This window comes from Mesorhizobium sp. M1252 (genome assembly GCF_040318265.1).
Lineage (GTDB): Bacteria > Pseudomonadota > Alphaproteobacteria > Rhizobiales > Rhizobiaceae > Mesorhizobium.
The window spans coordinates 383,657-408,376 of the sequence record NZ_JAMYLX010000001.1; the positions used below are offsets into that span (position 1 = coordinate 383,657).

Consider the following 24,720-nt stretch of genomic DNA (forward strand, 5'->3'; position numbering starts at 1 on the left):
GGGGGCCGCATGTTTATCAGCTATTTCAAGGGAACGCCTGAGTATCACATCCTGCGCTTCAAGAACGGCAAGGTCCGTGAGCAGGGGCGCGGCATCTCCTTCTGGTACGGGACGTTCGGCACCACCATCGCCATGGTGCCGGTGACGTCGCTCGACAACCCTTTCATCTTCACCGAGACGACGGCGAATTTCCAGGATCTGGCGATCCAGGGTTCCGTCAGCTACCGCATTGTCGATCCGCTCAAGGCGGCCGAAGGCTTCGACTTCAGCGCCAAGCTCAGCCGTGCCGACGTCGTCGGCGACGGCCGTGAGAAGATCGCCGAACGCCTGGTGCTGGCGATACAGAGCCGCGCCCGCGCGGTGGTTTCGAGCATGACGCTGGAACAGGCGCTGGCCGAGGTGACCAAGCTCGGCGGCAATCTGGCCGAACTGCTGCGCAACGATCCGATTGCCGCGACCGCCGGCCTGTCGATCGAGGAGGTTCACATCACCTCGGTCCAGCCGACGCCGGAGATCCGCAAGGCGCTCCAGACCGAATATCGCGAGGCGCTGCAGCGCCAAGCCGATGCCGCGATCTATGGGCGCCGTGCCTGGGGCGTGGAGAAGGAGCGCGAGATCAAGCAGAGCGAGCTGGCGACCGAAATCGAGCTTGCCGAACGCAACAAGCTGCTGGTCGATACCGAGGCGCGCAACAAGCTGACGCTTGCCGAGGCGCAAGCCAAGGCCCAACAGCTCGAACTCACCGTCTATTCGTCGGCGCCGGCGCACGTGCTGACGGCGATGGCTTTCAAGGCCTGGGCGGAAAAGGGCGGTTCGGTCGGCAATCTGTCGATCACGCCTGATATGCTCACCAGCGCGCTCAGCCAGCTTTCCACTCCGAAAGCCGGGTCCTGAAAGGCAAGCTCGGGTGGCAAGCGACCAGAGCGGCAGGCCGATCGACCGGGTGATCGTCGTCACCCGCAAGACCGAGCTGGAGGAGCTGACGACGCGCTTTAACACGCAGGGACAGGCGCGCTTTTATCTCCGGCAGGCCGGCATGAATTTCGACCTGGTCAAGGCGGCGCATGACGTCTATCACCAGGCGCTCGACCGGGTGATGGGTTCGCTTCCCCAAGGCCTCAAACAGTTGCGGCTCGACCGCGAACTGGTCCCGCAGTTCGAATTCGGCTCCGACGCGGTGATCGCGCTCGGTCAGGACGGGCTGGTGTCCAACACCGCGAAGTACCTCCCGTACCAGCCGCTGATCGGCATCAACCCGAACCCGGCGCTTTTCGACGGCGTGCTGCTGCCGTGGAATGCCGACGATACCGAAAAGGTCCTCGGCCTGACGATCGCCGGCAAGGCGAAGCGCCAGGCGGTGGTGATGGCCGAAGCGCGCTCCAATGACGGACGCCGGCTGATCGCCTTCAACGATCTGTTCGTTGGCGCCTCGACGCATGTCTCGGCGCGCTACGAATTGACCTATGGCGGCAGGACCGAGCGCCAGTCGTCGAGCGGCATTATCATCTCCACGGGCGCCGGCTCTACCGGCTGGCTACGCTCGGTGATGGCGGGCGCCGCGGGACTGGCTGCGGCCTATGGTGACAACTCCGTGCAGACCGTGCCGCCTCAAGGCTATGACCGCGAAGGCGAACAGCTGTTCTTTTCGGTGCGCGAACCGTTTCCGAGCAACACGACCGGCGTGTCGCTTGTGCATGGGGTCATCACCCGCGACCGGCCGCTGGTGGTTTCTTCGCGGCAGAGCAGGGGCGGCGTCATCTTCAGCGACGGCATGGAGCTCGATTTCGTCGAGTTCAATTCCGGCACCCACGTGACCATCGCGATCGCCGACCAGAAGGCCTATCTCGTGGTGCCATAAGCGCGCCACGTGGGCAGCCAAATCACCGGCCGGACTGAATTCGGCCGCCCTCCATTCTTTGCGAGGCACCATGCCCGACTGTGAAATCAGCTTCGACATGTCACGGATCGATTTCCGGGCGACCTCCGATCTGTTGATGGCGAGTTATTGGGGCGCCGGCCGCAGCGATGACTTTCATCGCCGCGCCTTTGCCAACTCGTTCTGCACCGCGGCCTATATCGATGGGAACCAAGTCGGTTTTGGCCGGGCCATCACCGACCGTACGGTGTTTGCCTATCTCGCCGACATCATCATCTGGCCGCAGCATCGCGGCCAAGGCATTGGCTTGCAACTGGTGCAGGCGCTCATCGACCACCCTGAACTCAGCACGGTCTCGCACTGGAGCCTGTCGACCAGTGACGCGCATGGCCTTTATGAGAAGCTGGGCTTCAAGGCATCGATCGACGGCCGCTACATGCGCCTCGATCGCAACCCGGAATGAGGCATAGCGAGGGGGGTTGACCGGCTGTTGTTGCAAAATAACCTCACTGGTTGGACCAGTTACGCTTTGCCACGTGCCCGGCCTTGGCGATCCTTCATGGCGTCTCTATAAGGACCTCTCCGCAAGTGTCTTGCGGGAGGTCTGAATGGCAGTATTTCACATGGTAATGCGAGGCCGTGAAGCCTAGGTCTCACCTGGCGTCCGGCGAAGGTTTGCCCTTCGCACCGATGCCGGGTCGAGTACAGGCTTCTGCCGATGCCGGTCGCCACCCGACAACCCGGGGCGCGCCGCAACCTATGCCGAACCTCCGCAGCCCCGGGCGAATTGCCCAGCGCGGTTTTCAATTTTCAGACCTTACCGGGACCGGGCAGATTTGCGCCCGGATGACATCATGACTCGTTTTCGAATCGATCTGCGTGCAAGCGCCTTTCGCAGCGTTCTTGGCTTCACGCTCAGCCACTGGCGGCGCCAGCCGTGGCGGCTTTCGCTGATCATGGGCAGCTTCCTGCTGTCGACCCTGGCCGACGTCTTGACGCCGCTCTATTCCGGCCGGCTGGTCGACGCCGTCGCCAGCAGTGCGTTGGCTGACGATGTCGCGTGGAATGCGGCAATGGCGGCGTTCTCCGCGCTCATCGCTTTGGCGCTGACCGGCGTGGTGCTGCGCAACCTGGCTTTCATGGGTATTGTCGAGCTGACGCTGAAGATGATGGCCGACGTCGCCGCCGACGCGTTCTATCGCGTGCAGCGCTTCTCAACCGACTGGCACGCCAACAGCTTTGCCGGATCGACGGTGCGCAAGGTCACGCGCGGCATGTGGGCTCTCGATCTGCTCAATGACACCATCCTGATTGCGTTGTTGCCATCGGTCGCCATGCTGGTCGGCTCGACGTTGCTGCTCGGCTGGTTCTGGCCGCTGATGGGGCTGGTCGTGGCAGTCGGCTCGGTGCTGTTCATCACGGTGACGGCGCTGCTGTCGCTCGGCTATGTCGCGCCCGCGGCACGGCTCGCCAACAGCTGGGATACGCGGCTTGGCGGCTCGCTTGCCGATGCGGTGAGCTGCAATGCCGTGGTCAAGGGTTTCGGCGCCGAGACGCGCGAGGAAACGCGTCTTGCCAAGGTCGTCGCCAAATGGCGCGCGCGGACCAGCCGCACTTGGGTGCGCGGCACCATCAACGGCACGACGCAAGGCGCCATGCTGCTGGTGCTGCGGACGGCAGTGATCGGCCTGTCGCTGATGCTGTGGGCCTGGGGCCAGGCAAGTGCGGGCGATGTCGCCTTCGTGCTGACCTCGTTCTTCGTGCTGCAGGGCTACCTCAGGGACATCGGCACGCATATCCGCAATTTGCAGCGTTCGGTCAACGATATGGAGGAACTGGTCGATTTCCAGTCGCAACCGCTCGGCATCGAGGACCGGCCCGGCGCCAAGCCGATCCGGATCACTCATGGCCACATCGCCTTCGATAACGTCACCTTCCACTATGGCAGCCATCGCCTGCCGCTCTACCGCGGCTTTTCGGTGGAGATAGCGGCGGGCGAGCGGGTCGGACTGGTCGGTCATTCCGGCTCGGGCAAGACGACCTTCGTGAAGCTGATCCAGCGTCTCTATGATGTCAGCGGCGGCAGGATACTGATCGATGGCCAAGACATCTCCCAGGTTGCACAAGCGTCGCTCCGCGCGCAGATTGCCATCGTCCAGCAGGAGCCCATCCTGTTCCACCGCTCGCTGGCGGAAAACATCGCCTACGCCCGTCCGGACGCCACGCAGGCCGAGATCGAGCATGCCGCCAAGCTCGCCAGCGCGCACGACTTCATCACCAGCCTGCCGAAGGGCTACGGCACGCTGGTCGGTGAACGCGGCGTGAAGCTGTCGGGCGGCGAGCGCCAGCGGGTGGCGATCGCACGCGCCTTCCTGGCGGATGCGCGCATCCTGATCCTGGACGAGGCGACATCGAGCCTCGATTCGGAATCGGAAGTGCTGATCCAGCAGGCGATGGAGCGGCTGATGGTCGGCCGCACGACGCTGGTCATCGCACACCGTCTGTCGACGGTGCGGGCGCTGGACAGGCTGCTCGTGTTCGACCGTGGCAAGATCGTCGAGGAAGGCTCGCATGACGAGCTGATCCGGCTGAAGGGCGGCATCTACCGCCGCCTGTTCGAGCGGCAGGCGCTGGAACTGACCAAGGGCCTGGTGATCTGAGCTGAACGCAGAGCCCTATCCGAGGGATAGGGCTCTGCCTGATTCATCCAGGCATTCGCTCGAATGGCTGAAGCGCTGGGTCGATCGTGTCCCAGGCGTGGCCGCGCACGGTGTAGGTGACCGCCTGCGGGTCGAACTGGCCGGGATCGTCGAGGCTCGTGGCCTGGATCGCCGTCACCTCCGGCATGGCGACGAACGTTACGTAGACCGGCGTGCCGCAGGTCGGGCAAAAGGCCTGGGCTTTTTCATTGCCGCTGTCGGCGATCATCCGCCATGTGCTCGGCTCGCCGGTGATCTTTACGTCAGCGCGCCGGCCGAAGGTCACATAGGAACAATGGCCAGTACCGCTGCGCTTTTGGCAATCGAGGCATTGGCAGTGGTTCTGAAAGATCGGCTCGCCGGTGGCCTCATAGCGGATCGCGCCGCAGGCGCAGCCGCCGGTAAAGTGCCTGGTCATCGTCGTTCTCCGCGGTTGCTTCAGGCCGATTTCGGCTTGGCGAACAGGTCGATGCCTGTGCCGGTTTCGAGGAAGGATTTCATGCTGGACAGCACGGCCGGCCAGCCCTGGCTGATGCCCTTGGCCATGCCGCTGCCGGCTTCGAGCTCGTCATGGCTGACGGTCAGCTTGACCATGGTGTCGTATTCCTCGATGGCGAACGTCACCCGGCTATGCTTGGTCGGATCGTCGGCCTGCGAAGCGTTGGCCCAGCTCATGACCAGGCGGGTTGGCGGCGAGATTTCGACCACCTTGCCGACGAGTTCGACAGAGCGCTCCTCATTGGCGCGAATATGTTCCCATTTCGAGCCGGGCTTCCAGTCGGAGACGTTCTCGTGGCCCCAGTAGCGCTTGGCGATATCGGGCCTGGTGATGGCTTCGAACACCTTTTGTGGCGTCGATCTGATGTAGGTCACGTAGACAAAACTGGTGGTTTCCCGGGTCATTGGTCGTCTCCTTCGAGTTCTTGTTTCAGGTCGTGCAGCAGGCTCAGCCGCTGCCGTTCGAATTTTCGCACCCACCGCTCGTAGACTTCGTGCAGCGGCACGGGGTTGATGAAATGCAGCTTCTCTCGGCCACGCTTGACCGTGCTGATCAGATTGGCCGCCTCCAGAAGATCGATGTGCTGGGTCGCGGATTGCCTTGCCATGTCGAGGTTTTGGCAAAGCTCGCCGAGCGTCTGGCCGTTCTTCTCACACAGAAGATCGAGCAGCCTTCTGCGGGTCGGGTCGCCCAGCGCTTTGAAAACCTTGTCGGCGTCCATCGGTCTCACTCATCTTGAAGACACAATATGCAGGTAAATACCTGCATGTCAAGCTGTGGCTAAGCTTGGCCTGAAGGGGAGGGATTTATAGTGTCGGATTGCTGGCGCGCGGAGCGAAGCACCGAGCCCGGAATCGGGGCAAGAACCGGTGCGGGCGCGCAGGACTATGCAGCGGTGGCTGTGAGCTAGGCTCTAACGACGAACTTGTCGGGATCGGCGCAGAAATGGGCGATGATCTGGCAGAGGTCCGGCTCGTTGACCATGCGTACGGCCTCGGCCCCATTGACCCATTTGCGGGTGCGCGCGCGCTTTTCCTTCCAGCGGTCGGCAACGTGCTCGACCTGCAGCGGAAACACCAGCACTTCGCAAGGGACTTCCTCGCCGGACGCGAGGGCCTTGGCGTAGAAGTAACGACCGGCCTCGAAAAGCGAAATCTTGCCACGCAATCCGGCTTCCTCGCCCGCCTCGCGCGCCGCTGCCTCGCAGAGCGGCTCCCTGGCCTCGGGCCAGCCCTTCGGCAGCACCCAACGCCCGGTGTCTCGGCTGGTGATCAGCATGATCTCGACGCCGTCTTCGTTATTCCGCCATGGCAAAGCGGCAACCTGCAGGCGACAAGGCGAAGTGCCGAAGAGCTTGCGGACCCTTTCAGCCAGATGGTCGTGTGTCGCCGGTGTCGTCAGCATCAGTGAAAGCTACCCCAGCCCTCAGAATCGTTAGCCGCCGTATGAATCTTACCGACAAGTGTAAGCCTTAAAAGTAAAAAACATCACACCAACCGTCCAATCCGCCAACAGGCGTCGATTCGACAGAATAATGTGCCTTCCAGTGTCTGTTTTCATAGCAGACGGGGCAGGTTTGGCCGTCTGGGCAGAAATGGGGCTGGCGCGAATCAGCCGGCGTGATCGTCGGCGATCGGCTTCTGGTAGGTGAAACCCATGTCCCAGGGAAAGTAGATCCAGGTGTCCTGGCTGACTTCGGTGATGAAGGTGTCGACCAGCGGCCGGCCTTTCGGCTTGGCGTAGACGGTGGCGAAATGCGCCTTGGGCATCATGGCGCGCACGATGCCTGCCGTCTTGCCGGTGTCTGTGAGGTCGTCGATGATCAGCACGCCCGCGCCATCATCGGCGAGCAGCGCCGGCGTGATCTCCTTCAGCACCTGCAATTGCCCCTGGCTGGTGTAGTCGTGATAGGAGGCGACGCAGACCGTCTCGATGACGCGTATGCCGAGTTCGCGTGAGATGATGGCAGCGGGAACCAGGCCCCCACGGGTGATGCAGACGATGGCCTTCCACTGACCCTTGTTGGCGCCGGCAAGCCGCCAGGCGAGCGCCCGGGCATCGCGGTGGAACTGGTCCCAGGAGACCGGAAAGGCTTTTTCGGGAAGGGACATTCTGCACTCCGCGCGCAACATTGTGGAATGCGCGCGGAATTAACTGGAAAGTCAGGGCATTGGCAAGGGCGGGGCCAGTCTGTGGAGTTACCGCGACAAAAAGGCCGCAACCGGCACGCTGCGCAACACGGTGCGCGTGACGCCGCCGAACAAAAGCTGACGCAGCCAGGAATGGCTGTAGGCGCCGAGCACCAGAAGGTCGGCTCCGGTCTCGGCGATCCGGGTCTGGATGACGTCATCGACCGAAGCATTACCCGATTTCTGCACCGACACGCTGACCGTTGCGCCATGCCTGGAGAGTGCCGCGGCGATCTCGGCGCCGGCGGCTTCCGGGTTGTCATCCAGCGTATCCGGCGGATCGATGACCAGAATGTCGGTCTTTTCGGCCTCGATGATGAAGGGCAGCGCGTCGAAGGCGGCACGCGCCGCCTCCTTGCTGCCGTTCCAGGCCAGCAGCACATGTTTGAATGTGGTGACCAACGGCCCCTCATGCGGCACCACCAGCACTGGCCGGCCGGCATCGTAAACCAGCGTGTCGACATCGGCGCTCGTGTCGCCCCCGGTCTCGCGCTGCGCGGCAATAATCAGATCGGCGGCGCGCACGCTGGAAATACCCGTCAGCGCGCTGTCGCCGGAAAAGCTCTCGAGGCTGCGCCATTCGAAGGAAAGGCCGGAATTCTCGATCCGCCCAACGAAAAGCGCCTGCAATTTCTCGGCGCGCTCGCGGTTCATGTCGGCGGAGACCTGCAGGAACTCAGTGTCGGGGAAGCCGGTTGCCGAGGTGTAGGGAACGGGCAGCGCTTCGGCATGGATGCCGATGAGATGGCTCTCGAACCGGTCGGCAAGCGGGATGGCGCAGTCGAGCACGCGTTCGGCGTCCTGTTCGTTCTGCAATATGGCGACGATGGTCTTGAAGCGCATGCGAAATCCCTCAAATCTGCCAGCGCGTGCTGCGCCCGAGGGAAAACGTGGGAGTGCGGTGCTTGGTTCCGGCCCGGCGATGGTCCGCGAACCCAGGGTCAATTGGCGGCGGTGAAGCCGGCCACCATCGCCTCGACGTCCTTGCGTGCCGAATCCAGCGCCTCCTGGCTGCGGGCGCGGACCACCAGCTCCGTCCAGAATTTGCCGTCGCCATATTTCGGATAGGAGCCGATGATGGTGTCGGGATGCGCCTTCTGGATGTCGCCCAGGGGACCGCCGATCAGGCCTTCGCCGAACGGGCAATGGACGGTGGCCGACAGCATCTTGGTGCCGGCCTTCAGCGTCGGCACGACATTGTCGAGCATGGCCTGGAAAATCGCCGGCACGCCGGCCATGACATGGACGTTGCCGATGCGAAAGCCGGGCGCGACGGAGACCGGATTGTCGATATGGTCGGCGCCGCGCGGCATGCGCGCCATGCGCTTGCGGGCCTCGGTGTATTCGATGCCGCGCGCGGCATAGCTCTCGCCCAGCATGGCATAGGCCTTGGCGTCGTATTCGCACGGCACCCCAAAAGCCTTGGAAACGGAATCGGCGGTGATGTCGTCATGCGTCGGGCCGATGCCACCGGTGGTAAAGACATAGGTGTAGCGGGCGCGTACGGCATTCACCGCAGCGACAATCTCGTCCTCCTCGTCGGGAACGATGCGCACTTCCTTCAGGTCGATGCCGATGGCCGTCATGATGTCGGCGAGGTGGCCGATATTTTTATCCTTGGTGCGGCCGGACAGAATCTCGTCGCCGATGACAAGCATGGCGGCAGTGACGATTTCAGGCATGGAAGGCTCCGGCAAACAGGCCCGTTGGCAGACAAGGTCGCCTGAGGCAGAAAGAAGGTCGCCTGAGATAGCGCGCCATCGAACTGGCGGCAATGCCGACACAAGCCGCCATCTGCCTTGCCGAGCGTTCGTCAGTGGGTGATGGTGCGCGCCGGTCCGCTTCCCGGGTGAAAACATGCTGGTATCGATTCTGCTTTGGCTTGTCGCCGGCCTGTCCGTGCTGGCTCTCGTCATCGTGGCCTGTCTGGTGGCCGCTACGCTCTGGATTGCCGCCAAGGCCGAAAGGCTGGTGCCGGCCAGCGGAAACTTCGTCGAGATCGACGGCAGCCGCATCCATTATGTCGAAACGGGCGAGGGACGGCCGATCCTGTTCGTGCACGGACTTGGCGCGCAACTCCACCAGTTTCGCCACACGCTGTTTGAGCGCTTTGGCCCTGGCTACCGCCTCATTGCACTCGACCGGCCGGGATCGGGCTATTCTGTTCGCGCGCGAGGAGCCACCGGCCGTCTGCCTGAACAGGTCGAGATCATCAGGCGCTTCATCGAAACACTCGGGCTGGAAAGGCCGCTCGTGGTCGGGCACTCGCTGGGGGGCGCCGTCGCGCTGACCCTGGCCTTGGAGCATCCCGGCGCGATTTCCGGCATCGCTTTGCTGGCGCCGCTGACGCATCTGGAAGCCGGCGCCCGCGAGAAAGCGGGCCTGCTCTATATCCGTTCGCGGCTTTGGCGCTGGATCATGGCCTACACCGTCGCGATACCGACAAGCCTCAGATATGCGCGGCAGACACTGGAGTTCATCTTCGCGCCGCAGGCCGTTCCCGCCGACTACATGATCGATGGCGGCGGATGGCTCGGGCTGAGGCCAAGCCATTTCCATGCAACCTCCACCGATTTCGTAGCGGTCGAACAGGATCTTGGCCGCATAGAAGAGCGCTATGAAGAGATCGCCATGCCGGCCGGCATTTTCTTCGGGACAGCCGATCGCGTCATCGCCATGCGCATACATGGGGAGCCGATGAAGGACAGGATCGAAGGGCTCGATTTCGAGACGGTCGAAGGCCTCGGCCACATGCCGCAATTCGTCGAGCCGGACCGCGTCATCGCCTTCATCAAGCGCATTGCCGAGCGGACATTCGCCGGCCAAGACCTCACCACAGCCTCACAACAATTTCACTGAACCATTCGGCTGATATCCGGTTTTACCCCGTGTCGCACCCAAGGCGGCGGATACGGAGTAATTCAATGTACAGGAAAGTTTTTGCAGCATCCGTGCTGACGATCGGTCTTGCCACATCGGCGATGGCGCAGTCATCGGACAGCACGTATTCCAACCATCACAGCTGGTGGCCGTTCGGGAACGAGCAGTCATCGACCGTCGACCAGAGCACCACCGGCAGCATCAATGCCGACGGCAGCCAAGGCTATGGCGGCGCTACGGGGCCGTGCGCCTCCGACCCGTCAGGACCCTATGGAAATGTGAGGCCCAACGTGAACGATCAATATTGCGGCAAGTGATCAAGCCGCGGCTTCGACTGACCGGCAGGATGTCCCGCCTGTTTGTTTTGACACGCAATTCCCAAGGGAATTGCTTAGGCGAGCATCCATGGCCGGCAGCGAAAGCTGAGGGGCAAGGATCAGTCGGAAACTTCGGTCTGCGGCCGGTCGCGGCCGTCGGCCAGTTCGTCGTGCCACTTGCCTTCGGCATCCTCATACTGGATGCCGTCCGTGGCGCCGGCGATCTGCTGTTCGGCCGAGGCGATCTCGGCGGCGCGCAGCGCATCCTGGTGGGTCGGGAATGTCTCCGAGAATGTCGAACCGACCTTGTAGGCCCAGCCCCCGTCATGCTCGACGATCTTGTAAGTCAGCTTCGCCATGGAATCCTCCGGTTCGTCCGTCCGCTCAATGCGGCCCGTTTTTCATTGCAATCTGGGCTTCAATGCAACTTGGCGTCTGGCAGCCGGTCTTCGGGAACCAGCACTTCCGATTCCTTGGCCGCTTCGATCAAAGCCCTGCGTGCATCGGCCGTCGAACGATAACCTTCCAGCACTTTGAGGCAAGTGTCGAGAGCATCACGATGGCGCGGGCCGCGATTGAGCGGCCACACCGTCATCAGACACTCCGCCGCTTCCTGGGTGCTGCGGATCTGGCGATATTTGCCGACATGGCCGAGTTCGACCACGACCGGGGTTTCAAAAGGTCTGTTATCCATGATGGCCGCAACGCAAAGCAGCCAATATGGTTGCAAAAGTGGCCGTCAGCCTGCGCCCAAACGTCTCACCAACCGCAATCGTTGGTCTCAGTAACCGCAGTCGTTGCGCAGCCAGTGGGCGTTGGCCCAGCCGGTCCGTCCGCCGATTTCGACCTGGTACCAGTTGCCGCGGCGGTCGAAAATCTCCGTGTGGTCGCCGTTGAACAATTGCCCGATCATGCGCGACGACGAGTTCGGCCGTACGCGCACGGCGAGAAACCCGCTGCCGGTATCCAGATCGTAGTGCCTGGACAGGCCGTGCACCGTGCCTTCGCAATATTGCGCGCCGACCGGAGACGACGCGGCGAACGACAGTGCGACCACCAGAGCGGCTGCCGCCGGATAGATTGCCCTTGATGCCATGGACTTTGCTCCCAATCCGGCCGCCAAGGCGCGGCCTGCCCCCAGGGACTATAGCGGGCGGATTAACGCGAAGCTGCGGCAATCTGTCCAGCAGATGCGTTTGGCGCATCCGTCGGCGCTGCCTGTTCAGCCCTTCGTCCAATGCTGCATCGTCGTCACCGAGCGGGCGAGCTGTGGCGCGGGATGGATTTTCTCGCTGAAGGTGGCGGCGGCGCGCCAGCCCCAGCGCGGATCGGCGAGGAAGGCGCGGGCCAGCGCGACTATGTCGGCGCGGCCGTCGGCGACGATCGCCTCTGCCTGCGAGGGATCGTCGATCAGGCCGACAGCCCGTGTCGGGATGCCGGCGCCCTTGCGCACCGCTTCGGCCAGATGCACCTGATAGCCGGCGCCGGTCGGCAGCTTCTGCAACGGCGAATTGCCGCCGCTCGAACAGCAGATATAGGCAACATCAAGCGCCTTCAAGGCTTTGGCCACCTCGATCGCCTCTTCGACCTCGAAGCCGCCATCGACCCAGTCCTTCACCGACAGGCGGGCGCCAAGCATCAGGTTTGGAACTGCCTTCCTCACCGATTTGGCGATCTCGATGAGGAAGCGCATGCGGTTTTCCAGCGAGCCGCCCCAGCGGTCGGTGCGCTGGTTGGAAAGCGGCGACAGGAACTGGAAGATCAGATAGCCGTGCGCGGCGTGCAACTCGAGGAAGTCGAAGCCGGCGCGCTCGGCCCGCTTCGCGGCTTGAGTGAAGCGCTCGATAAGCTGCAGGATTTCATCCTCCTCCAGCGCATGCGGCACATTCCAGCCGGTGTCATAGGCGATGGCCGAGGCCGAGACGGTCTGCCAGGGATCCTCGCCCGGCTGCAATGGGCCGCCGCCTTCCCAGGGCTTTCGGTTGGAGGCCTTGCGGCCGGCATGGGCAAGCTGAATGCCGAATTTCGTTTCCGGCGCGGCGACGCGCCTTGCTGCATCCAGCGTGCGCCGGGCGGCCGCCTCGTTGTCGTCGGAATAGAGGCCGAGGCAGCCATGGGTGATGCGGCCGCGCCGTTCGACGTCGGTCATCTCGACGGTGACCATGCCGGCGCCCGACATCGCCAAGTTCATCCAGTGATAGAGATGCCAGTCGCTGGCCGAGCCATCTTCGGCGGAATACTGGCACATCGGCGCCACCGCGATACGGTTCGGAAAGGTCAGGCCGTCGAGAGCGATCGGCTGGAAAAGCGCTGCGGTCATCAAAAAACTCCGGAGAGGGACTGCAGCTATTTAGGCGATGGCAGTTGCCGGCACCAGACACGAGGCGGTGAAAGCTTCGCCGTTTCGGTTGCGCGCAAAACCGTTCGCGGTTACGCCATGGCGCCGACAGCTTGGAGCTCATCATGGAAGATCGTATCCGCATCCGCTCGGAGGAAGTCCTGTCCGACGACTGGGCGGTCCTGAAGAAGACTGTTCTCGATTACCGTCGGCGCGACGGGCAGTGGGAGACGCAGATTCGCCAGACCTACGATCGTGGCGACGGCGCGGTGATCCTGCCTTTCGATCCCGAGCGTCAGACGGTGCTTCTGGTGCGGCAGTTCCGCTACCCCGCCTACGTCACCGGCCACCGCGAACCGCTGATCGAGGCCTGCGCCGGCCTGCTCGACAAAAACGATCCCGAAACCGCCATCCTCAAGGAGGCCGAGGAAGAGCTCGGCTATCGCCTACAGAACATCGAGCGGCTGTTTTCCCCCTATATGAGCCCGGGCAGCGTCACCGAACGGCTGTGGTTCTTCGTGGCGCGCTATTCACCCGCCGACCGCATCTCGGCCGGCGGCGGGGCGGCCGACGAGGGCGAGGACATCGAGGTTCTGGAAATGCGGCTTGATGAAGCGCTGGCCGGCATTTCAGACGGCCGCATCATCGATGCCAAGACGATCATCCTGATCCAGCATTTGAAACTGTACCCGATGAAGGGCTAGCTCGGCGAAGCTCGACGTGCCTCACTGCTGCGGGCAGGGTGGCCGTCCACTTCGCGGATGAAGTTGCGCAAGTTGCAAGGACACCGGAATGGCGCGTGGCGCAAAGGCATGGCTGAAGCGAAACAGCGCGCGGGCATCTCTCCTGTTGCTGAACGCCGCGCTGCTTGTCCGCTACCGCCGGTTGACCCAGCGTTTCCTTGAGCGGATGCGGCATCTGCCGAATTTGCAGCCCCGGTGACGTTCACGGAAAAGATCCACTGGCGCAAGATTTTCGATGACGATCCTCGCTTTGCCGGCCTTCTCGACAAGCTCAAGTCCAAGGAAATCGTCAGGGAGCGGCTTCCCGGGCTCGCCATCCCGGAGGTGCTGTGGCAGGGCGACGATCCGCGCCAGATCCCTTTCGATGACCTGAAAATCCCATACGCCGTCAAATGCAACCACGGTTGCGCCATGAATGTCATCGTTCGCGATCCGGCCAACGCCGACCGGGAGACGATCATTGCCGAGATGACGGAATACCTTGGCCAAACCTATGGCGCCCGCAAGCTGGAGCGCAGCTATGCGCACATAGAGCGGCGGGTTTTCGTCGAAGCGCTTGTCGGCAAGGACCAGGATTATGACCCGGTCGACCACAAATTCTGTGTGCTGGCTGGCCGCGTCGCCTACATCGTCGTCGTCGCCTTCCGTTCCACGGCCAAGAATACCGGCCACCTGGATCGCGATTGGCGCCCGCTGAACATCGTCCAGGGCGCGATCGACTCGAGCCTGGAAATTCCCCCTCCCAAGAGCCTGGCGCGGATGATCGAGGCAGCCGAGGCGCTCGGCAGCGAGTTCGACATGGTGCGTGTCGATTTCTACGAGGAGGAGGGGGAGCCGATCTTCGGAGAATTCACGGTCTACCCACGCAGCGGCTTGCTGCAATTCGACCCGGCTGCCTTCGACCGCGAACTGGGCGCGCATTGGGATATTGGCGCGTCAGGTTACCTCAGTCGTTTGCCCAGCCGATTTGCCCAACGATACAAGGCGATGCTCGTCGCCGCCGGCTATCTCGACGTTTGAGATGGCTGCCTTGGGTGGCGTGCCACCCGAAGCTCGAAGAGCGAAGGGTGGTGCGGAGAACCCATACGATTAGAGATCGAGGCAAACTGATAGCTCAGCAGGTCAATAGCCGTGATTTCGAAGTGCTGCCTCAACTGAGCCGTAGCGGTCAATTTGCCCTGCTGGGATCAATCTTCGTGAGCCGCTGCCTGGTCTCGACCACGCGCCTTTGCGCAGATCGGATTCGGCAACACAAGGCGAGATTCATAGCGACGCCGCAGTCTTCATCGAGCAAGTTTTCAGCGCGCTTCCTGCTGCGACTCGGCCGATTACCGCTAAGGTTACCGGCAAGCTCTCCCACGTCCGGACTGGGTCGAGATCATTTGAAGAACTCTTTCAGTTGTTGAGTCGATTGTCGCCAGAGGCCTTCCGGCCTTCAGGACACGCCGCCTCGCCGATCGTATCCTGCTGGATAAAGCGAGGTTCTCAGCCACCATTTTCTCGCTGAGTACCAGCGCGAACTCGGTCTGTTTGATGCGCTGCTGAGCATCAGCGAGTTGCATCGTGAAAAGATCGGTTGCCATTGTTGATCCGGGATCCGCGAGATTCATGATTGCGTAACACATGGCGGCCGAAATCGTTCCTAGTTGTCGGGCGAAGCCGGTGCCGCAAAGGGCGGCTGAGTTTGAACTTCCCACCCGACCAGACGTCCGCGAGCGCCAAGGCATCGAGAGCCCAGTGATCGGAGGGCCACTACGAGCGGGCGCAACCCGACCACTTAAGTGATCAGCCTCGCTACAGCCTTGACAGGTACAGTCGCGGCCTCATCAAGGGGAGGTATCAATGGTCTCGGCGATTGGAAACCAACATCGGCAGGCAGCTGAAACTCGACCGAAACCCGCAAAGACAGAACCGGGCGAAGGATTTGCGCCAGGCAAAAGCGCAGACAGCGTAGGACATCGCGCCAAGGCAATGGCGGCAGAAAGTGGCGACACGGATTCTGGCGCCCAGGGGCGCGCCGCATCGACAATCGCCAGGATGGATATCACCGTTTTGGCTCCACAGAGCGAAGAGCCGCCTTTGGAGTAACCCGGGCGGCCGTGCCGCTGCCTCGGTCCTTGTGCAGCACGACGCGCGCTGGCTACGCTCGGTGGACATCGTCGTCTCGAAACACTTCGGGCGTTGCACTGCCGCGAGCCGCCTTCGCTGCTGGTCGAGGGGCTGTAACCCTTGGTGAGGCCGGCATCGCCTCGCCGGTCGTTGCGAGCCCACGATCGCGCGGCCAAGCGACCTTCCCTGTGTCGGTCTCTATTTGATACTAGGGGACGGCGGTTTCATCACGGGCAATTGCAGCTGGTCAATGGTTGCGACGATGCCGGCGGCAATGGCTTCCGCCTCATGGATCAGTTCCGGACCATAGAGCCCATTGACCATCTCTTCGCTCGGCAGCACGCCAGGAGGACAGTGCTCTTCCATTGTGCGCCGGATGAGCGTCAGCGCTGCCCGGCATTGGTCGGCTTCGATCTTCATAGCCCTTCAAAGATCCAATTCGTCTAAAATGTTCCGGAACTAATTTAGCGATAGCTAATTGAAGTCGTGGTTCTGCGAGTCAGTGCATGCGTCTGAAATTCATCAAGCCTATGGAACCCGAACTGGTCGACACGCCGCCGATGGGCGATGATTGGATTCATGAGATCAAATTCGATGGCTACCGCACCCAGGTCATCAAGGATGATGACGGGATTCGGCTGATCACCAAGAACGGTTATGATTGGACGGGCCGCTACATCCAACTTGCCGGTGAGGCGGAAGCGATCGAGGCGAAAGACTTCATCATCGACGGCGAGACCATTACGATCAATGAGGCTGGCCTATCCGACTTCCATGCGCATCAATCAGCCGCGACCAGCCGCAAGCCGTCGCGCGATCTGTATCTGCTAGCATTCGACCTCTTGCATCTGAACGGGCATGACTTGCGGAACACGCCGGTGGAAGACCGTCGCGAGATCCTCCGGGCGTTGATCCCGGACGGCGGCCGAATCCAGTTCAGCGAAGCGATGCCGGGCACTGGCGACGCCGTCTTTCATCTGGTCGACCAGGCTGGGCTTGAAGGTATCGTTTCAAAGCGGAAGGGCAGCAAGTATCGGTCGGGTCCGACGACGAACTGGCGCAAGATCAAGTGCTATGCCGAAAAGGAGATGGACATCATCGGCGTGCAGCGCGAGGCCGGCAAGCCTGCCATGGTGCTGATGGCCGACAAAGGCCACTATGCCGGCGGCGCCTTCGTCACCTTCAAGGCGGACAAGCGCCAGCGCCTATGGGACCGCGTGCAAGGCAAGATTGGCGGGCCGGCGCCGAAAGGGCTCAAGAGTGACAAGGCCGAATGGCTAAAGCCGGGCCTGGTCGGCCGCGTGCGGTTCCTAAAGGGCGAGGAGAAGCTTCGCCATGCCAAGCTGCTGGATTTCCGGGAGGAGACTTAGCCCGGAGGCTTGTCCCGGGGCTGTGCCGGTCCTGTCCCGTTCCACTGGATGAACTTCGCCTTCTGGCCGGTGATGGTCTCGATCGACTTCAACAGGGGTCCATGGACCTTACGTAGAGCTTGGTAGTGCTCGCCGTGGTACGCCAGGAGCGGCCCGACGATGCTCTTGTGCAGCGCTTCGGCTGCCGCCAGGAAGCGCTCGATTTCAGCCCGGGAAAGTTGTTCCGAAGGTTTGGTTCTGGCCATTGGCGCTCTCCATTGAGGGGTCGCCGCAACGAGGACTATAATCCTACATGCCGGACTGCCTGACAAGAGGGCTCGCCGGCCTTACCCCGCAGGTAGCAGTAGGGCGACGGCGTCAAGCGCAGCCATCAGGAGCAACCACCAGCAAAGATGAGCAACGGCAGGCCCGGCGACCTCCTTTGGCACACGGGACAAACAAGAAGGTCGCCGAGCCTTACCGGCGCTGCTTTGTGAGGGAGACGACGCCGGATGAGATGAGAGTATGCGATCGTGCTAATCTCTGCGAACCATGCGAACGAAGGAAAGCCTTGTGGCACCGACGTTGAGATCAAGGTCGGGCGGGGCGCTGATCGCTGCGGCAGGATTCTTCCAAAGCGGTAGTGAGTCCAGAGCGGAACATTAGCGTCGGCTAACGGTTAATTCGGCAGTGTTCCGAACCGTGATTGGTAGAGCGATGGTGACGTTTCATCTTGTCTATTTTTCCGGCCTGACGGCAGACCAGCTGCTAGGCAGCGCCGTTTCTATCCTGGCGTGTTTGCTGCTTTATAACGCTCTGGCTTCGGACGCCTGACTGATAGGTCGGCCAGCGGCCCGGCATCCTTGGCAGCCGGCGATTGCGATCCCGATGCCAACTTCAAGACCTATCACGAGGCCAAAGACAAGCTTGCCGACGAAATCAATGGCGAGGGCCGGACAGGACGCCACACGTCCAGGCAGGGCTCTCTGAGGGCATTGGCGATGCCCGTTGCCTCAAGGTGGCGAGCTTTTTCGTTAATAGGCCTCCGCGCTGGGCAATCTGTTCCGAGAGCTTCTGTGATGCCTCTATGACGCGGCAAACCTTGGAAAAGGTTTCCGTGGCAGGACCGGGGTACGATTCTAACCAACTAGGGCTGTATAGGCCACTAGCGCCCGACGATCCGGCTAATCATGTCGTCGTCAGGTGCGCTGTCGGTGAATTCCCGTAGGAGCGCCTTCGCGTGGTCTACCCAATGCTCTTCAGCCAGGTTCAGCTCCCGAACGGATCTCCTGAAGGTCTCGCACACCACATCGAAATCGAAGGCGTCAATGCTGTAGCCTTCCTCGTCATGGTCCATCGGCAGCTCCCCCAATGGGGGAAACTGTACGGAATCGTACGAAGCAAGTGCAAGGGCATTCAAAAGCAATTGGCTGATGCCGCCCGATCGTTCCACAATGTGTTGCTAATATGCAGCACCGACTGAATCTCCGATCAGCGGCACTTGTGGTTGGTTCCAACAGCTGCACGTTGACGGCAAGATGCCAAAGCCAACGACATGCGGGCGACGAAGATGGACAAGCGACAAAACACAAGAAATGTTGAGTTGGTCGGTCTTCTGGCCGTGCCGTTGTCAGTTCTAATCACGCTGCTGATAGCTGGAATGATCCTTTGCTGAAATGTTTGAGTGGCAAAAGGCTGGGGCGGCGGGTTTTTCCCCTTTGAAAGAAGTCACGATGTCCCAATCCGTCGAACCCCCGATATTGCCAGAGGATAGCCCAGACCGTGAGGTGAACTGTGAAGTCGCATTAGAAGCCGCGTTTGCGGCCTTGGTGACTGCGTCAGAAGCGCAAGGTTGGACGCCACAGGAAACGGCTGCAACTCTTCTCAAAATCGCGACGGGGCATGCCCACCGGGTTGAGGCCGCTGCGGCCCCAGCCGGCTCCCAAGGGAGTGCTTTGCGCGGTCGGTCGCTACCGACAGGAGTGTTGCAGCAGGTATTCCAGCAAGAGTGTTAAACCTCTTCAGTTTTGTCCCTCTCCTCTGCCAATGCGCTCTTATCAAAGCCAAGCCCCAGTGGCATCGGCATGATAAGGTCTGTGAGTTGCGGCTTACACTCGAAGAGGACTGCCCTGGCCAATAGGTGGCCGGCTCGCAAAGGTCTTTGAGACGTTCTGCAGCCAAATCCTGATCTAATGCCCGTCAAGGCCGGACGACGCGTATTTCTCATGTCCTTACCGCAGCCAATACCGAACACCAAAACACCACCGGCCGAATTGATGAAGGCTGACAGTGCTTTTGCCAACGCCGCCCGACCATCCTTAGTTGGTTGTTCTTGAGGTGTGAAAGCGGGCCCCTGTTTTCCGACCGCAGGTGTCTTGAAGTCTAGGCTTAGGCTTTCCTGCATCTCGGCCTCAACTGCTGATTTAGCAGAGCTTCCCTATGAGCGACCAAGTCATGAAAATCCAGCATGGCAGTTTCCGGCTTTGTATCCCGGCTGCCCCTGCGGCTACCCGCGTCGGCCTTTTCTATGGTAGCCAGTGAGTTCGTACAGAACGAATCCTAAGCATTTCAATTGGTGCGGACGACGGGAATCGAACCCGTACGATCAGAAATCGAGGGATTTTAAGTCCCTTGCGTCTACCAATTCCGCCACGTCCGCAGGCCAGCCCTTTTCAGACGCCAGCGAAAACCCGTCAAGCATCTTTTGCCGAGTGTCGAACTCATGAAAGGTGGTTCGTGTTTCAAACAATTGGTTGTCGCGAAAATCTCAGTCGCCGAGAACGCTCAGAATTTGTAGCTGAGATTGATACCGACCGCGTTCAGTTTCACATCCTGATCTCGATCGTTGAAGGGTTCCGCCACGTCATAGTGCTCGGAGCCGAAATCATAATAGCGATATTGCGCGCCGACGATGAATTTGTCGGTCAGCGCATAGTCGACGCCGGCACCCAAGGTCCAGCCGACATTCGTGCGTGTGCCGGCGAACGACGCGCCCGCGACTTGCGACGTTTCGATGCCGGCAAAGGCGACGCCGCCGACGCCGTAGACCAGCACGCGGTCGATGGCGAAGCCCGCTTTGGCGTTGACAGATCCGAACCACTTGATGTCCGTGCGGAATGTGCTGCCAAGGCCTGATACGGCCGTACCGTCGATGGCGGAATAACTGAGCTCCGCCTCGGCGCCGAGCACCGCCTGATCGAACTGCCACAGGCCGGCGACATGGCCGCCGACGAAACCGCCGTCAATGTCGGGCGAGATGGAAAACGGCGCGCCTTCCGTCACTGATATGTCGGACTGGCCCCAGCCGTAGCCGGCCTGCAGGCCGGCATAGTAGCCGGTCCAGTCGAAGCCTGGTTCGGTCATCGGCACCGCCATCGGGTCGGCGGCGAACGCCGGCCCGGCCAGAGCAATCAGAAATCCGGCACTGGCAATCGTCAGACAGCGCATCGAGTTCTCCGAAAAGGCGGTTCAGAAGGCGCCTTGTCGGAAGGTAATCCTATTCGCCGCAAAACGGAACCCATTGTTCAACAATCGGAATGCACCCGTTGCTGTGCTGGGTGCTCTAGCTGGGGGCGCTATTTGGCGTCAATGAAGTCCAGCGCCGCCTGGCTATATTCGTCCGGCGCCTGCAGCATGGCGAAATGACTGGCGTTGGGCAGGATGATGAGCTTGGCGCCCGGAATGACGGAGGCCATGTATTCGGTGTGTTCGCGCTTGATCGCCTCGTCATGGTCGCCGGCAACGATCGCGGTCGGCGTGGTTATCTTGCCGAGCTGTTCCTTGGTCCAGGCCGGCTCCGACTCCCACATGTGGCTGATCTGCGCCACGAAGGCATCGTACTGGTCGGGAGTCTTCGACAGTTTCTTGTAGTCGCGGCCCGAGCGGTCGATATAGGCGGCAAAGGTCTTGTTGGTCAGCACACCCGGATCGACGCCATCGGTGGTGACGTTGGCGGCCTGCGCAAAGAGCCGTGTCAGCCGCTCCGGATGATGCAGCGCGATGTCGATGCCGATAATGCCCCCGTCGCTCCAGCCGACAAGAGCGGTCTTGTCGATCTTGAGATAGTCGAGCAGCGCAAGATAGTCCGACTCCATGAGGTCATAGCCGTAAGCTTGCTCGGTGCGGGTAGAACGGCCATGGCCGCGGCTGTCGGCAATGATCACCTTGTGCGTCTTGGACATCGTCGCCACCTGGCTTGCCCAGATGTCGCCATGGCCAAGGCCGCCATGGATCAGGAGAATCGGATCACCGGCGCCGAAAACGGCGTAGTACATCTGAATGCCGTTGACCGGCGCATATCCGCTCTGTTCAGGCTTGGGCATGGCCGCCGGTTCGGGCAGCGTCAGCCAGCGCTCCTCGGCGGATGCAAAGCCGGCCGAGATCAGGAACAGGGTGACGAAGGCGAGTGCTTTCAGGAACCGGGTCATGACTTCACCTCAGGAGGTTTCGGCCTCATCATAACAAAAACCCGCCTCGCGGCGGGTCGTCGGCGCAAATCAGCACCATCGCCAGAATGGTAACATAAGTGCCGGCACAAGCCAAACTGAATGACCGCACCGTTGATGCTGTCGTCGGGGTGAGCAGGTGCGGCGCATCCGCCCGGACGAATCTCATCAAGCGGATTTCGTCCGTGATCGCTGGCCAAAACCTTGCCGGCTTGGCACAGTCTGGCAAACAGGAGTCTTTCATGGCCAAGCAGCCGTCGGCGACGAAACCCAAGCCCTGGACCGAGATGGCGACGCATCTGGTCGACGTCGCGACGGGGCGCAAGCCTGCCGATCTCGTCATTCGCAACGGCCGCTGGGTGAACGTGCACTCCGGCGAAATCATAGCCGGCACCGACATCGCCATATCAGGCGGCCGCTTCGCCTATTGCGGGCCGAATGCCAGCCATGCCATCGGCCAGGGCACCAAGGTGGTCGACGCCGGCGGTCGCTATCTCGTGCCCGGCCTGTGCGACGCGCACATGCATGTCGAGAGCGGCATGGTGACGGTGACCGAGTTCTGCCGCGCCGTCATCCCGCACGGCACCACCTCGATGTTCATCGATCCGCACGAGATCGCCAATGTGCTGGGTCTGCCCGGCGTGCGGCTGATGCATGACGAGGCCGTCGCCATGCCGATCAACGTCCATGTCCAGATGCCGTCCTGCGTGCCGTCCGCGCCGGGGCTGGAGCATGCCGGGGCCGAACTGACGGTCGCCGATGTCGCGGAAGCGATGACCTGGGAAAACATCATCGGGCTCGGCGAAGTGATGAATTTTCCCGGTGTCGTGGCCAACGATCCGGTGATGTCGGGCGAGATCGCCGCCACGGTGCGAGCGGGCAAGACGGTCGGCGGCCACTATGCGTCGCGCGATCTCGGCCTGCCGTTCCATGGCTATGTCGCCGGCGGGCCGGAGGACGACCATGAAGGCACGCGCGCCGAGGACGCGATCGCCCGCGTGCGCCAGGGCATGAAGGCAATGCTGCGGCTGGGCTCGGCCTGGTACGATGTTGCCTCGCAGATCAAGGCGGTGACCGAGAGCGGGCTCGACCCGCGCAACTTCATCCTGTGCACCGACGACAGCCATTCCGGCACGCTGGTGCATGAAGGCCATATGGACCGGGTGGTGCGCCACGCCATCCAACAGGGATTGAAGCCGGTGACGGCGATCCAGATGGCGACGCTGAATACCGCCCAGCATTTCAAGCTGGAGCGCGAGATCGGCTCGATCGCGCCGGGACGGCTGGCCGATCTGCTGATCGTCGCCGATCTCGCCGCCATGACCATCGACGAGGTCTATGGCCGCGGTATCAGGCTGGCCAAGGGCGGCAAGCTCGAGATCGACATCCCGGCCTATGATTACCCCAAATCGGCGAAGAACACCGTCAAGCTCGGCAAGAAGCTGAAGCCAGGCGACTTCGACATTGCGGCGCCCAAGGGCGCCAACGAGGTGCGGGTGCGGGTCATCGGCGTGATCGAAAACCAGGCGCCGACGCGGGCGCTGGAGGCCGACCTGCCGGTCGAGGACGGGCTGGTCGCCATGGACCGCCGCAACGACATCTGCCAGATCGCGCTGGTCGAGCGCCACCGCGGCACCGGCGGCGTCACCAATGCCTTCGTCTCAGGCTTCGGCTATATGGGCGACTGCGCCATTGCGTCGAGCGTCGCACATGATGCCCACCACATCATCTGCGTCGGCACCAACAAGGAAGACATGGCGCTGGCCGTCAACCGCCTGGGCGAGGTCGGTGGCGGCGTGGTGCTGTTTTCAAAGGGCAAGGAACTGGCGCTTGTCGAAATGCCGATCGCCGGGCTGATGTCGGACGAGCGCGCCGAAATCGTGGCGGCCAAGGCCGAGAAACTCACCGAAGCAATGCGCAAGATGGGCTGCTCGCTCAACAACGCCTACATGCAGCACTCGCTGCTGGCGCTGGTCGTCATTCCGGAGCTCAGGATTTCCGATGTCGGCCTGATCGACGTGACGACGTTCCAGAAGGTCGATCTTTTTATCTGAGATCAGCCCGCTGCTTGGCTCTCATCCGCCGGTGGCGATGGTCAGCACCTTGAATGGCGTGGTGATGATGATCTCGGCGACGGATCCGACTGCCTTGCCGAGGCCTCGGCCGAGATTGTCGATCTGGCCCTGCGTGGGTTCGTCCGATGCCAGGCCGGCTGGAGCGCGCAGACGGTCGCCGAGCAATTGCACCAGGAACGGGTTGTCGGCGAATTTGGCGTGGTTCAGGCGGTCGCCGCCCTTGATCTGGCTGAGGTCGGCCACAACGACGCCGTAACTGGCAATGTCGGCGGCGTTGCCGTAGTCGCCGACGCGCGGCTTGTCGCCGGATAGCAGGCTGGACAGTCTCAGAGCACGGTCGTCGGCGGAAAGCAGGATGACGAACGGCCTGTCGGGCTTGCCGTAGCGGATCATCTGCTTCTTGAAGACGTCGACATCGATATCGGGCGATGCCAGGACGACACGGCCGAGCTTGCCGTCGAGATCGCGGTCGCCGGTGATGGCGAGCTGGCGCAGCGCTTCCATCGTCACCCAGGTTCCCATCGAATGCGCGATGATGTCGATGCTCTTGACCTTTGTCTTGGCGAGCATCCTGAGCGTCGCCTCGAGGTCGTCGCGCGCGGCGTTGGCGCTGTCCTTGTCGTAGATATAGCCCGTGGTCTTGCCGCTCGAAGCCCACGAAAACAGGATCGGCGTGCCGGGATATTCGGTGTCGTGGGCGATCTGCGCCAGCCGGTAGACCCCGTCGTCGAAGCCGTTGTTGAAGCCGTGGACGAAGACCAGCGCGCGGTCGCCATTCATGGTGATGTTGGCGCCGACGGCCTTGGCGAATTGCGAGGCGTCGCCATAGTGGACGACGTCGGTGGCGGTGAATTGCTTGGCCGGGTTCGAATTTGCCGAGCCCTTGGCGCGCTCGATGGCGCCGACCTGGTGGACCTTCGGCACGGTGACGTCGACGCGGGCGTAGCTGGTGGTCAGCGAGCGATCGCCATCGAACACCTGGCGTGGGTCCTTGGTCGCCTGCTTGCGGGTGGTGGCGACGAAGATTTCGTGGGTGGCCGCGATGTCGGAGGCAGGCACCGAAACCGTCGTCTCGTTCAACAGGTCATGGGTGTTCGGGCCGGCGCAGCCGGCGGCAGCGAGCGCGAACGCAAGGACCAGGACAGTCTTCCAACGCTCGTTCACGCGGGCTCCCGCTGGCGCATTGGCGCCGATTTCAATG

General features: G+C 62.0%; 27 protein-coding genes and 1 tRNA gene. 10 read left to right on the top strand and 18 right to left on the bottom strand.

Going from position 1 to position 24,720, the window contains the following annotated elements:
• Positions 1–9: 9 nt before the first annotated feature.
• The 4 genes from NKH22_RS01855 to NKH22_RS01870 all read left to right on the top strand — a co-directional run bounded on the left by NKH22_RS01855 (position 10) and on the right by NKH22_RS01870 (position 4,536).
• Positions 10–894 carry an SPFH domain-containing protein gene (locus tag NKH22_RS01855; RefSeq protein ID WP_023691182.1) on the top strand — a complete coding sequence of 295 codons (885 nt, stop codon included), beginning with the start codon at positions 10–12 and terminating at the stop codon, positions 892–894.
• 13 nt (positions 895–907) lie between these two features.
• A complete protein-coding gene (locus NKH22_RS01860) occupies positions 908–1,858 on the top strand; it encodes a diacylglycerol kinase catalytic domain-containing protein (RefSeq protein WP_352908864.1) in 951 nt (316 codons plus the stop codon).
• Positions 1,859–1,928: 70 nt separating this feature from the next.
• A complete protein-coding gene (locus NKH22_RS01865; RefSeq protein ID WP_023828657.1) occupies positions 1,929–2,339 on the top strand; it encodes a GNAT family N-acetyltransferase in 411 nt (136 codons plus the stop codon).
• A 391-nt stretch (positions 2,340–2,730) separates the two neighbouring features.
• Positions 2,731–4,536: an ABC transporter ATP-binding protein gene (locus NKH22_RS01870; protein WP_352908866.1), complete on the top strand. Its 1,806-nt coding sequence runs from the start codon at positions 2,731–2,733 to the stop codon at positions 4,534–4,536.
• 43 nt (positions 4,537–4,579) lie between these two features.
• Here the strand turns inward: NKH22_RS01870 and NKH22_RS01875 are convergent, their stop codons facing one another.
• The 7 genes from NKH22_RS01875 to NKH22_RS01905 form a co-directional block, all read right to left on the bottom strand.
• Entirely contained in the window at positions 4,580–4,993 is a 414-nt protein-coding gene (locus tag NKH22_RS01875) for a GFA family protein (RefSeq protein ID WP_023667544.1), read from the bottom strand.
• A 20-nt stretch (positions 4,994–5,013) separates the two neighbouring features.
• The gene (locus tag NKH22_RS01880) at positions 5,014–5,478 is read right to left on the bottom strand and encodes an SRPBCC family protein (protein ID WP_023821395.1); all 465 of its coding nucleotides are present in this window, start codon (positions 5,476–5,478) and stop codon (positions 5,014–5,016) included.
• On the bottom strand, positions 5,475–5,795 hold the full coding sequence (locus NKH22_RS01885) for an ArsR/SmtB family transcription factor (RefSeq protein WP_023688340.1): 321 nt from the start codon (positions 5,793–5,795) through the stop codon (positions 5,475–5,477). The genes NKH22_RS01880 and NKH22_RS01885 overlap by 4 nt, the downstream gene beginning before the upstream one ends.
• A gap of 185 nt (positions 5,796–5,980) precedes the next feature.
• A complete protein-coding gene (locus NKH22_RS01890) occupies positions 5,981–6,478 on the bottom strand; it encodes an NUDIX hydrolase (protein WP_023667541.1) in 498 nt (165 codons plus the stop codon).
• 206 nt (positions 6,479–6,684) lie between these two features.
• Complete coding sequence (gpt, locus tag NKH22_RS01895) at positions 6,685–7,185, bottom strand: xanthine phosphoribosyltransferase (protein WP_023667540.1); 501 nt, start codon at positions 7,183–7,185, stop codon at positions 6,685–6,687.
• 87 nt (positions 7,186–7,272) lie between these two features.
• Complete coding sequence (locus tag NKH22_RS01900) at positions 7,273–8,106, bottom strand: universal stress protein (RefSeq protein WP_023681540.1); 834 nt, start codon at positions 8,104–8,106, stop codon at positions 7,273–7,275.
• A gap of 98 nt (positions 8,107–8,204) precedes the next feature.
• Positions 8,205–8,945 (bottom strand): competence/damage-inducible protein A, encoded by a 741-nt coding sequence (locus NKH22_RS01905; protein WP_023681539.1) that lies wholly within the window; start codon positions 8,943–8,945, stop codon positions 8,205–8,207.
• Between the two features lie 175 nt (positions 8,946–9,120).
• Here NKH22_RS01905 and NKH22_RS01910 point away from each other — a divergent pair, with 175 nt between their 5' ends.
• Together NKH22_RS01910 and NKH22_RS01915 are read left to right on the top strand one after the other, a co-directional pair.
• Positions 9,121–10,122: an alpha/beta fold hydrolase gene (locus NKH22_RS01910; protein WP_050586824.1), complete on the top strand. Its 1,002-nt coding sequence runs from the start codon at positions 9,121–9,123 to the stop codon at positions 10,120–10,122.
• 65 nt (positions 10,123–10,187) lie between these two features.
• Positions 10,188–10,460, top strand: coding sequence for a hypothetical protein (locus NKH22_RS01915; RefSeq protein WP_023688343.1), 273 nt, complete (start codon positions 10,188–10,190; stop codon positions 10,458–10,460).
• 119 nt (positions 10,461–10,579) lie between these two features.
• Here NKH22_RS01915 and NKH22_RS01920 read toward each other — a convergent pair whose 3' ends face one another.
• The 4 genes from NKH22_RS01920 to NKH22_RS01935 all read right to left on the bottom strand — a co-directional run bounded on the left by NKH22_RS01920 (position 10,580) and on the right by NKH22_RS01935 (position 12,780).
• Positions 10,580–10,819: a DUF2188 domain-containing protein gene (locus NKH22_RS01920; RefSeq protein WP_023667535.1), complete on the bottom strand. Its 240-nt coding sequence runs from the start codon at positions 10,817–10,819 to the stop codon at positions 10,580–10,582.
• A 59-nt stretch (positions 10,820–10,878) separates the two neighbouring features.
• Positions 10,879–11,157, bottom strand: coding sequence for a DUF982 domain-containing protein (locus tag NKH22_RS01925; RefSeq protein WP_031198164.1), 279 nt, complete (start codon positions 11,155–11,157; stop codon positions 10,879–10,881).
• 84 nt (positions 11,158–11,241) lie between these two features.
• Positions 11,242–11,556: an SH3 domain-containing protein gene (locus tag NKH22_RS01930; RefSeq protein WP_023701166.1), complete on the bottom strand. Its 315-nt coding sequence runs from the start codon at positions 11,554–11,556 to the stop codon at positions 11,242–11,244.
• 126 nt (positions 11,557–11,682) lie between these two features.
• Positions 11,683–12,780, bottom strand: a complete 1,098-nt coding sequence (locus NKH22_RS01935) for an NADH:flavin oxidoreductase/NADH oxidase (RefSeq protein ID WP_023701165.1) — start codon at positions 12,778–12,780, stop codon at positions 11,683–11,685.
• 143 nt (positions 12,781–12,923) lie between these two features.
• On the opposite strand from NKH22_RS01935, the gene NKH22_RS01940 reads away from it, so the two are divergent.
• A complete protein-coding gene (locus NKH22_RS01940; protein WP_023688346.1) occupies positions 12,924–13,502 on the top strand; it encodes an NUDIX domain-containing protein in 579 nt (192 codons plus the stop codon).
• A 234-nt stretch (positions 13,503–13,736) separates the two neighbouring features.
• Positions 13,737–14,561 carry an ATP-grasp fold amidoligase family protein gene (locus tag NKH22_RS01945; protein WP_023821392.1) on the top strand — a complete coding sequence of 275 codons (825 nt, stop codon included), beginning with the start codon at positions 13,737–13,739 and terminating at the stop codon, positions 14,559–14,561.
• 1,287 nt (positions 14,562–15,848) lie between these two features.
• On the opposite strand, the gene NKH22_RS01950 is transcribed toward NKH22_RS01945, so the two are convergent.
• Positions 15,849–16,070 (bottom strand): hypothetical protein, encoded by a 222-nt coding sequence (locus NKH22_RS01950; RefSeq protein WP_023681532.1) that lies wholly within the window; start codon positions 16,068–16,070, stop codon positions 15,849–15,851.
• Between the two features lie 86 nt (positions 16,071–16,156).
• On the opposite strand from NKH22_RS01950, the gene NKH22_RS01955 reads away from it, so the two are divergent.
• Positions 16,157–17,020 carry an ATP-dependent DNA ligase gene (locus NKH22_RS01955; protein ID WP_023667527.1) on the top strand — a complete coding sequence of 288 codons (864 nt, stop codon included), beginning with the start codon at positions 16,157–16,159 and terminating at the stop codon, positions 17,018–17,020.
• Here the strand turns inward: NKH22_RS01955 and NKH22_RS01960 are convergent.
• The 5 genes from NKH22_RS01960 to NKH22_RS01980 all read right to left on the bottom strand — a co-directional run bounded on the left by NKH22_RS01960 (position 17,017) and on the right by NKH22_RS01980 (position 21,426).
• Positions 17,017–17,265, bottom strand: coding sequence for a hypothetical protein (locus NKH22_RS01960; RefSeq protein ID WP_023691191.1), 249 nt, complete (start codon positions 17,263–17,265; stop codon positions 17,017–17,019). The two genes, NKH22_RS01955 and NKH22_RS01960, sit on opposite strands and share 4 nt — an antisense overlap.
• 899 nt (positions 17,266–18,164) lie before the next feature.
• Entirely contained in the window at positions 18,165–18,356 is a 192-nt protein-coding gene (locus NKH22_RS01965) for a hypothetical protein (RefSeq protein WP_023667524.1), read from the bottom strand.
• A gap of 1,216 nt (positions 18,357–19,572) precedes the next feature.
• Positions 19,573–19,658: transfer RNA gene (locus NKH22_RS01970), tRNA-Leu, on the bottom strand.
• Positions 19,659–19,783: 125 nt separating this feature from the next.
• Positions 19,784–20,446 (bottom strand): outer membrane protein, encoded by a 663-nt coding sequence (locus NKH22_RS01975; RefSeq protein WP_023821390.1) that lies wholly within the window; start codon positions 20,444–20,446, stop codon positions 19,784–19,786.
• A 128-nt stretch (positions 20,447–20,574) separates the two neighbouring features.
• Positions 20,575–21,426 (bottom strand): alpha/beta fold hydrolase, encoded by an 852-nt coding sequence (locus NKH22_RS01980; RefSeq protein WP_352908868.1) that lies wholly within the window; start codon positions 21,424–21,426, stop codon positions 20,575–20,577.
• A gap of 260 nt (positions 21,427–21,686) precedes the next feature.
• Between NKH22_RS01980 and ade the strand changes: the two genes are divergently transcribed.
• Positions 21,687–23,498: an adenine deaminase gene (gene ade, locus NKH22_RS01985; RefSeq protein ID WP_023751503.1), complete on the top strand. Its 1,812-nt coding sequence runs from the start codon at positions 21,687–21,689 to the stop codon at positions 23,496–23,498.
• A 21-nt stretch (positions 23,499–23,519) separates the two neighbouring features.
• On the opposite strand, the gene NKH22_RS01990 is transcribed toward ade, so the two are convergent.
• Positions 23,520–24,683 (bottom strand): alpha/beta hydrolase, encoded by a 1,164-nt coding sequence (locus tag NKH22_RS01990; protein ID WP_352653771.1) that lies wholly within the window; start codon positions 24,681–24,683, stop codon positions 23,520–23,522.
• Positions 24,684–24,720 lie beyond the last annotated feature (37 nt).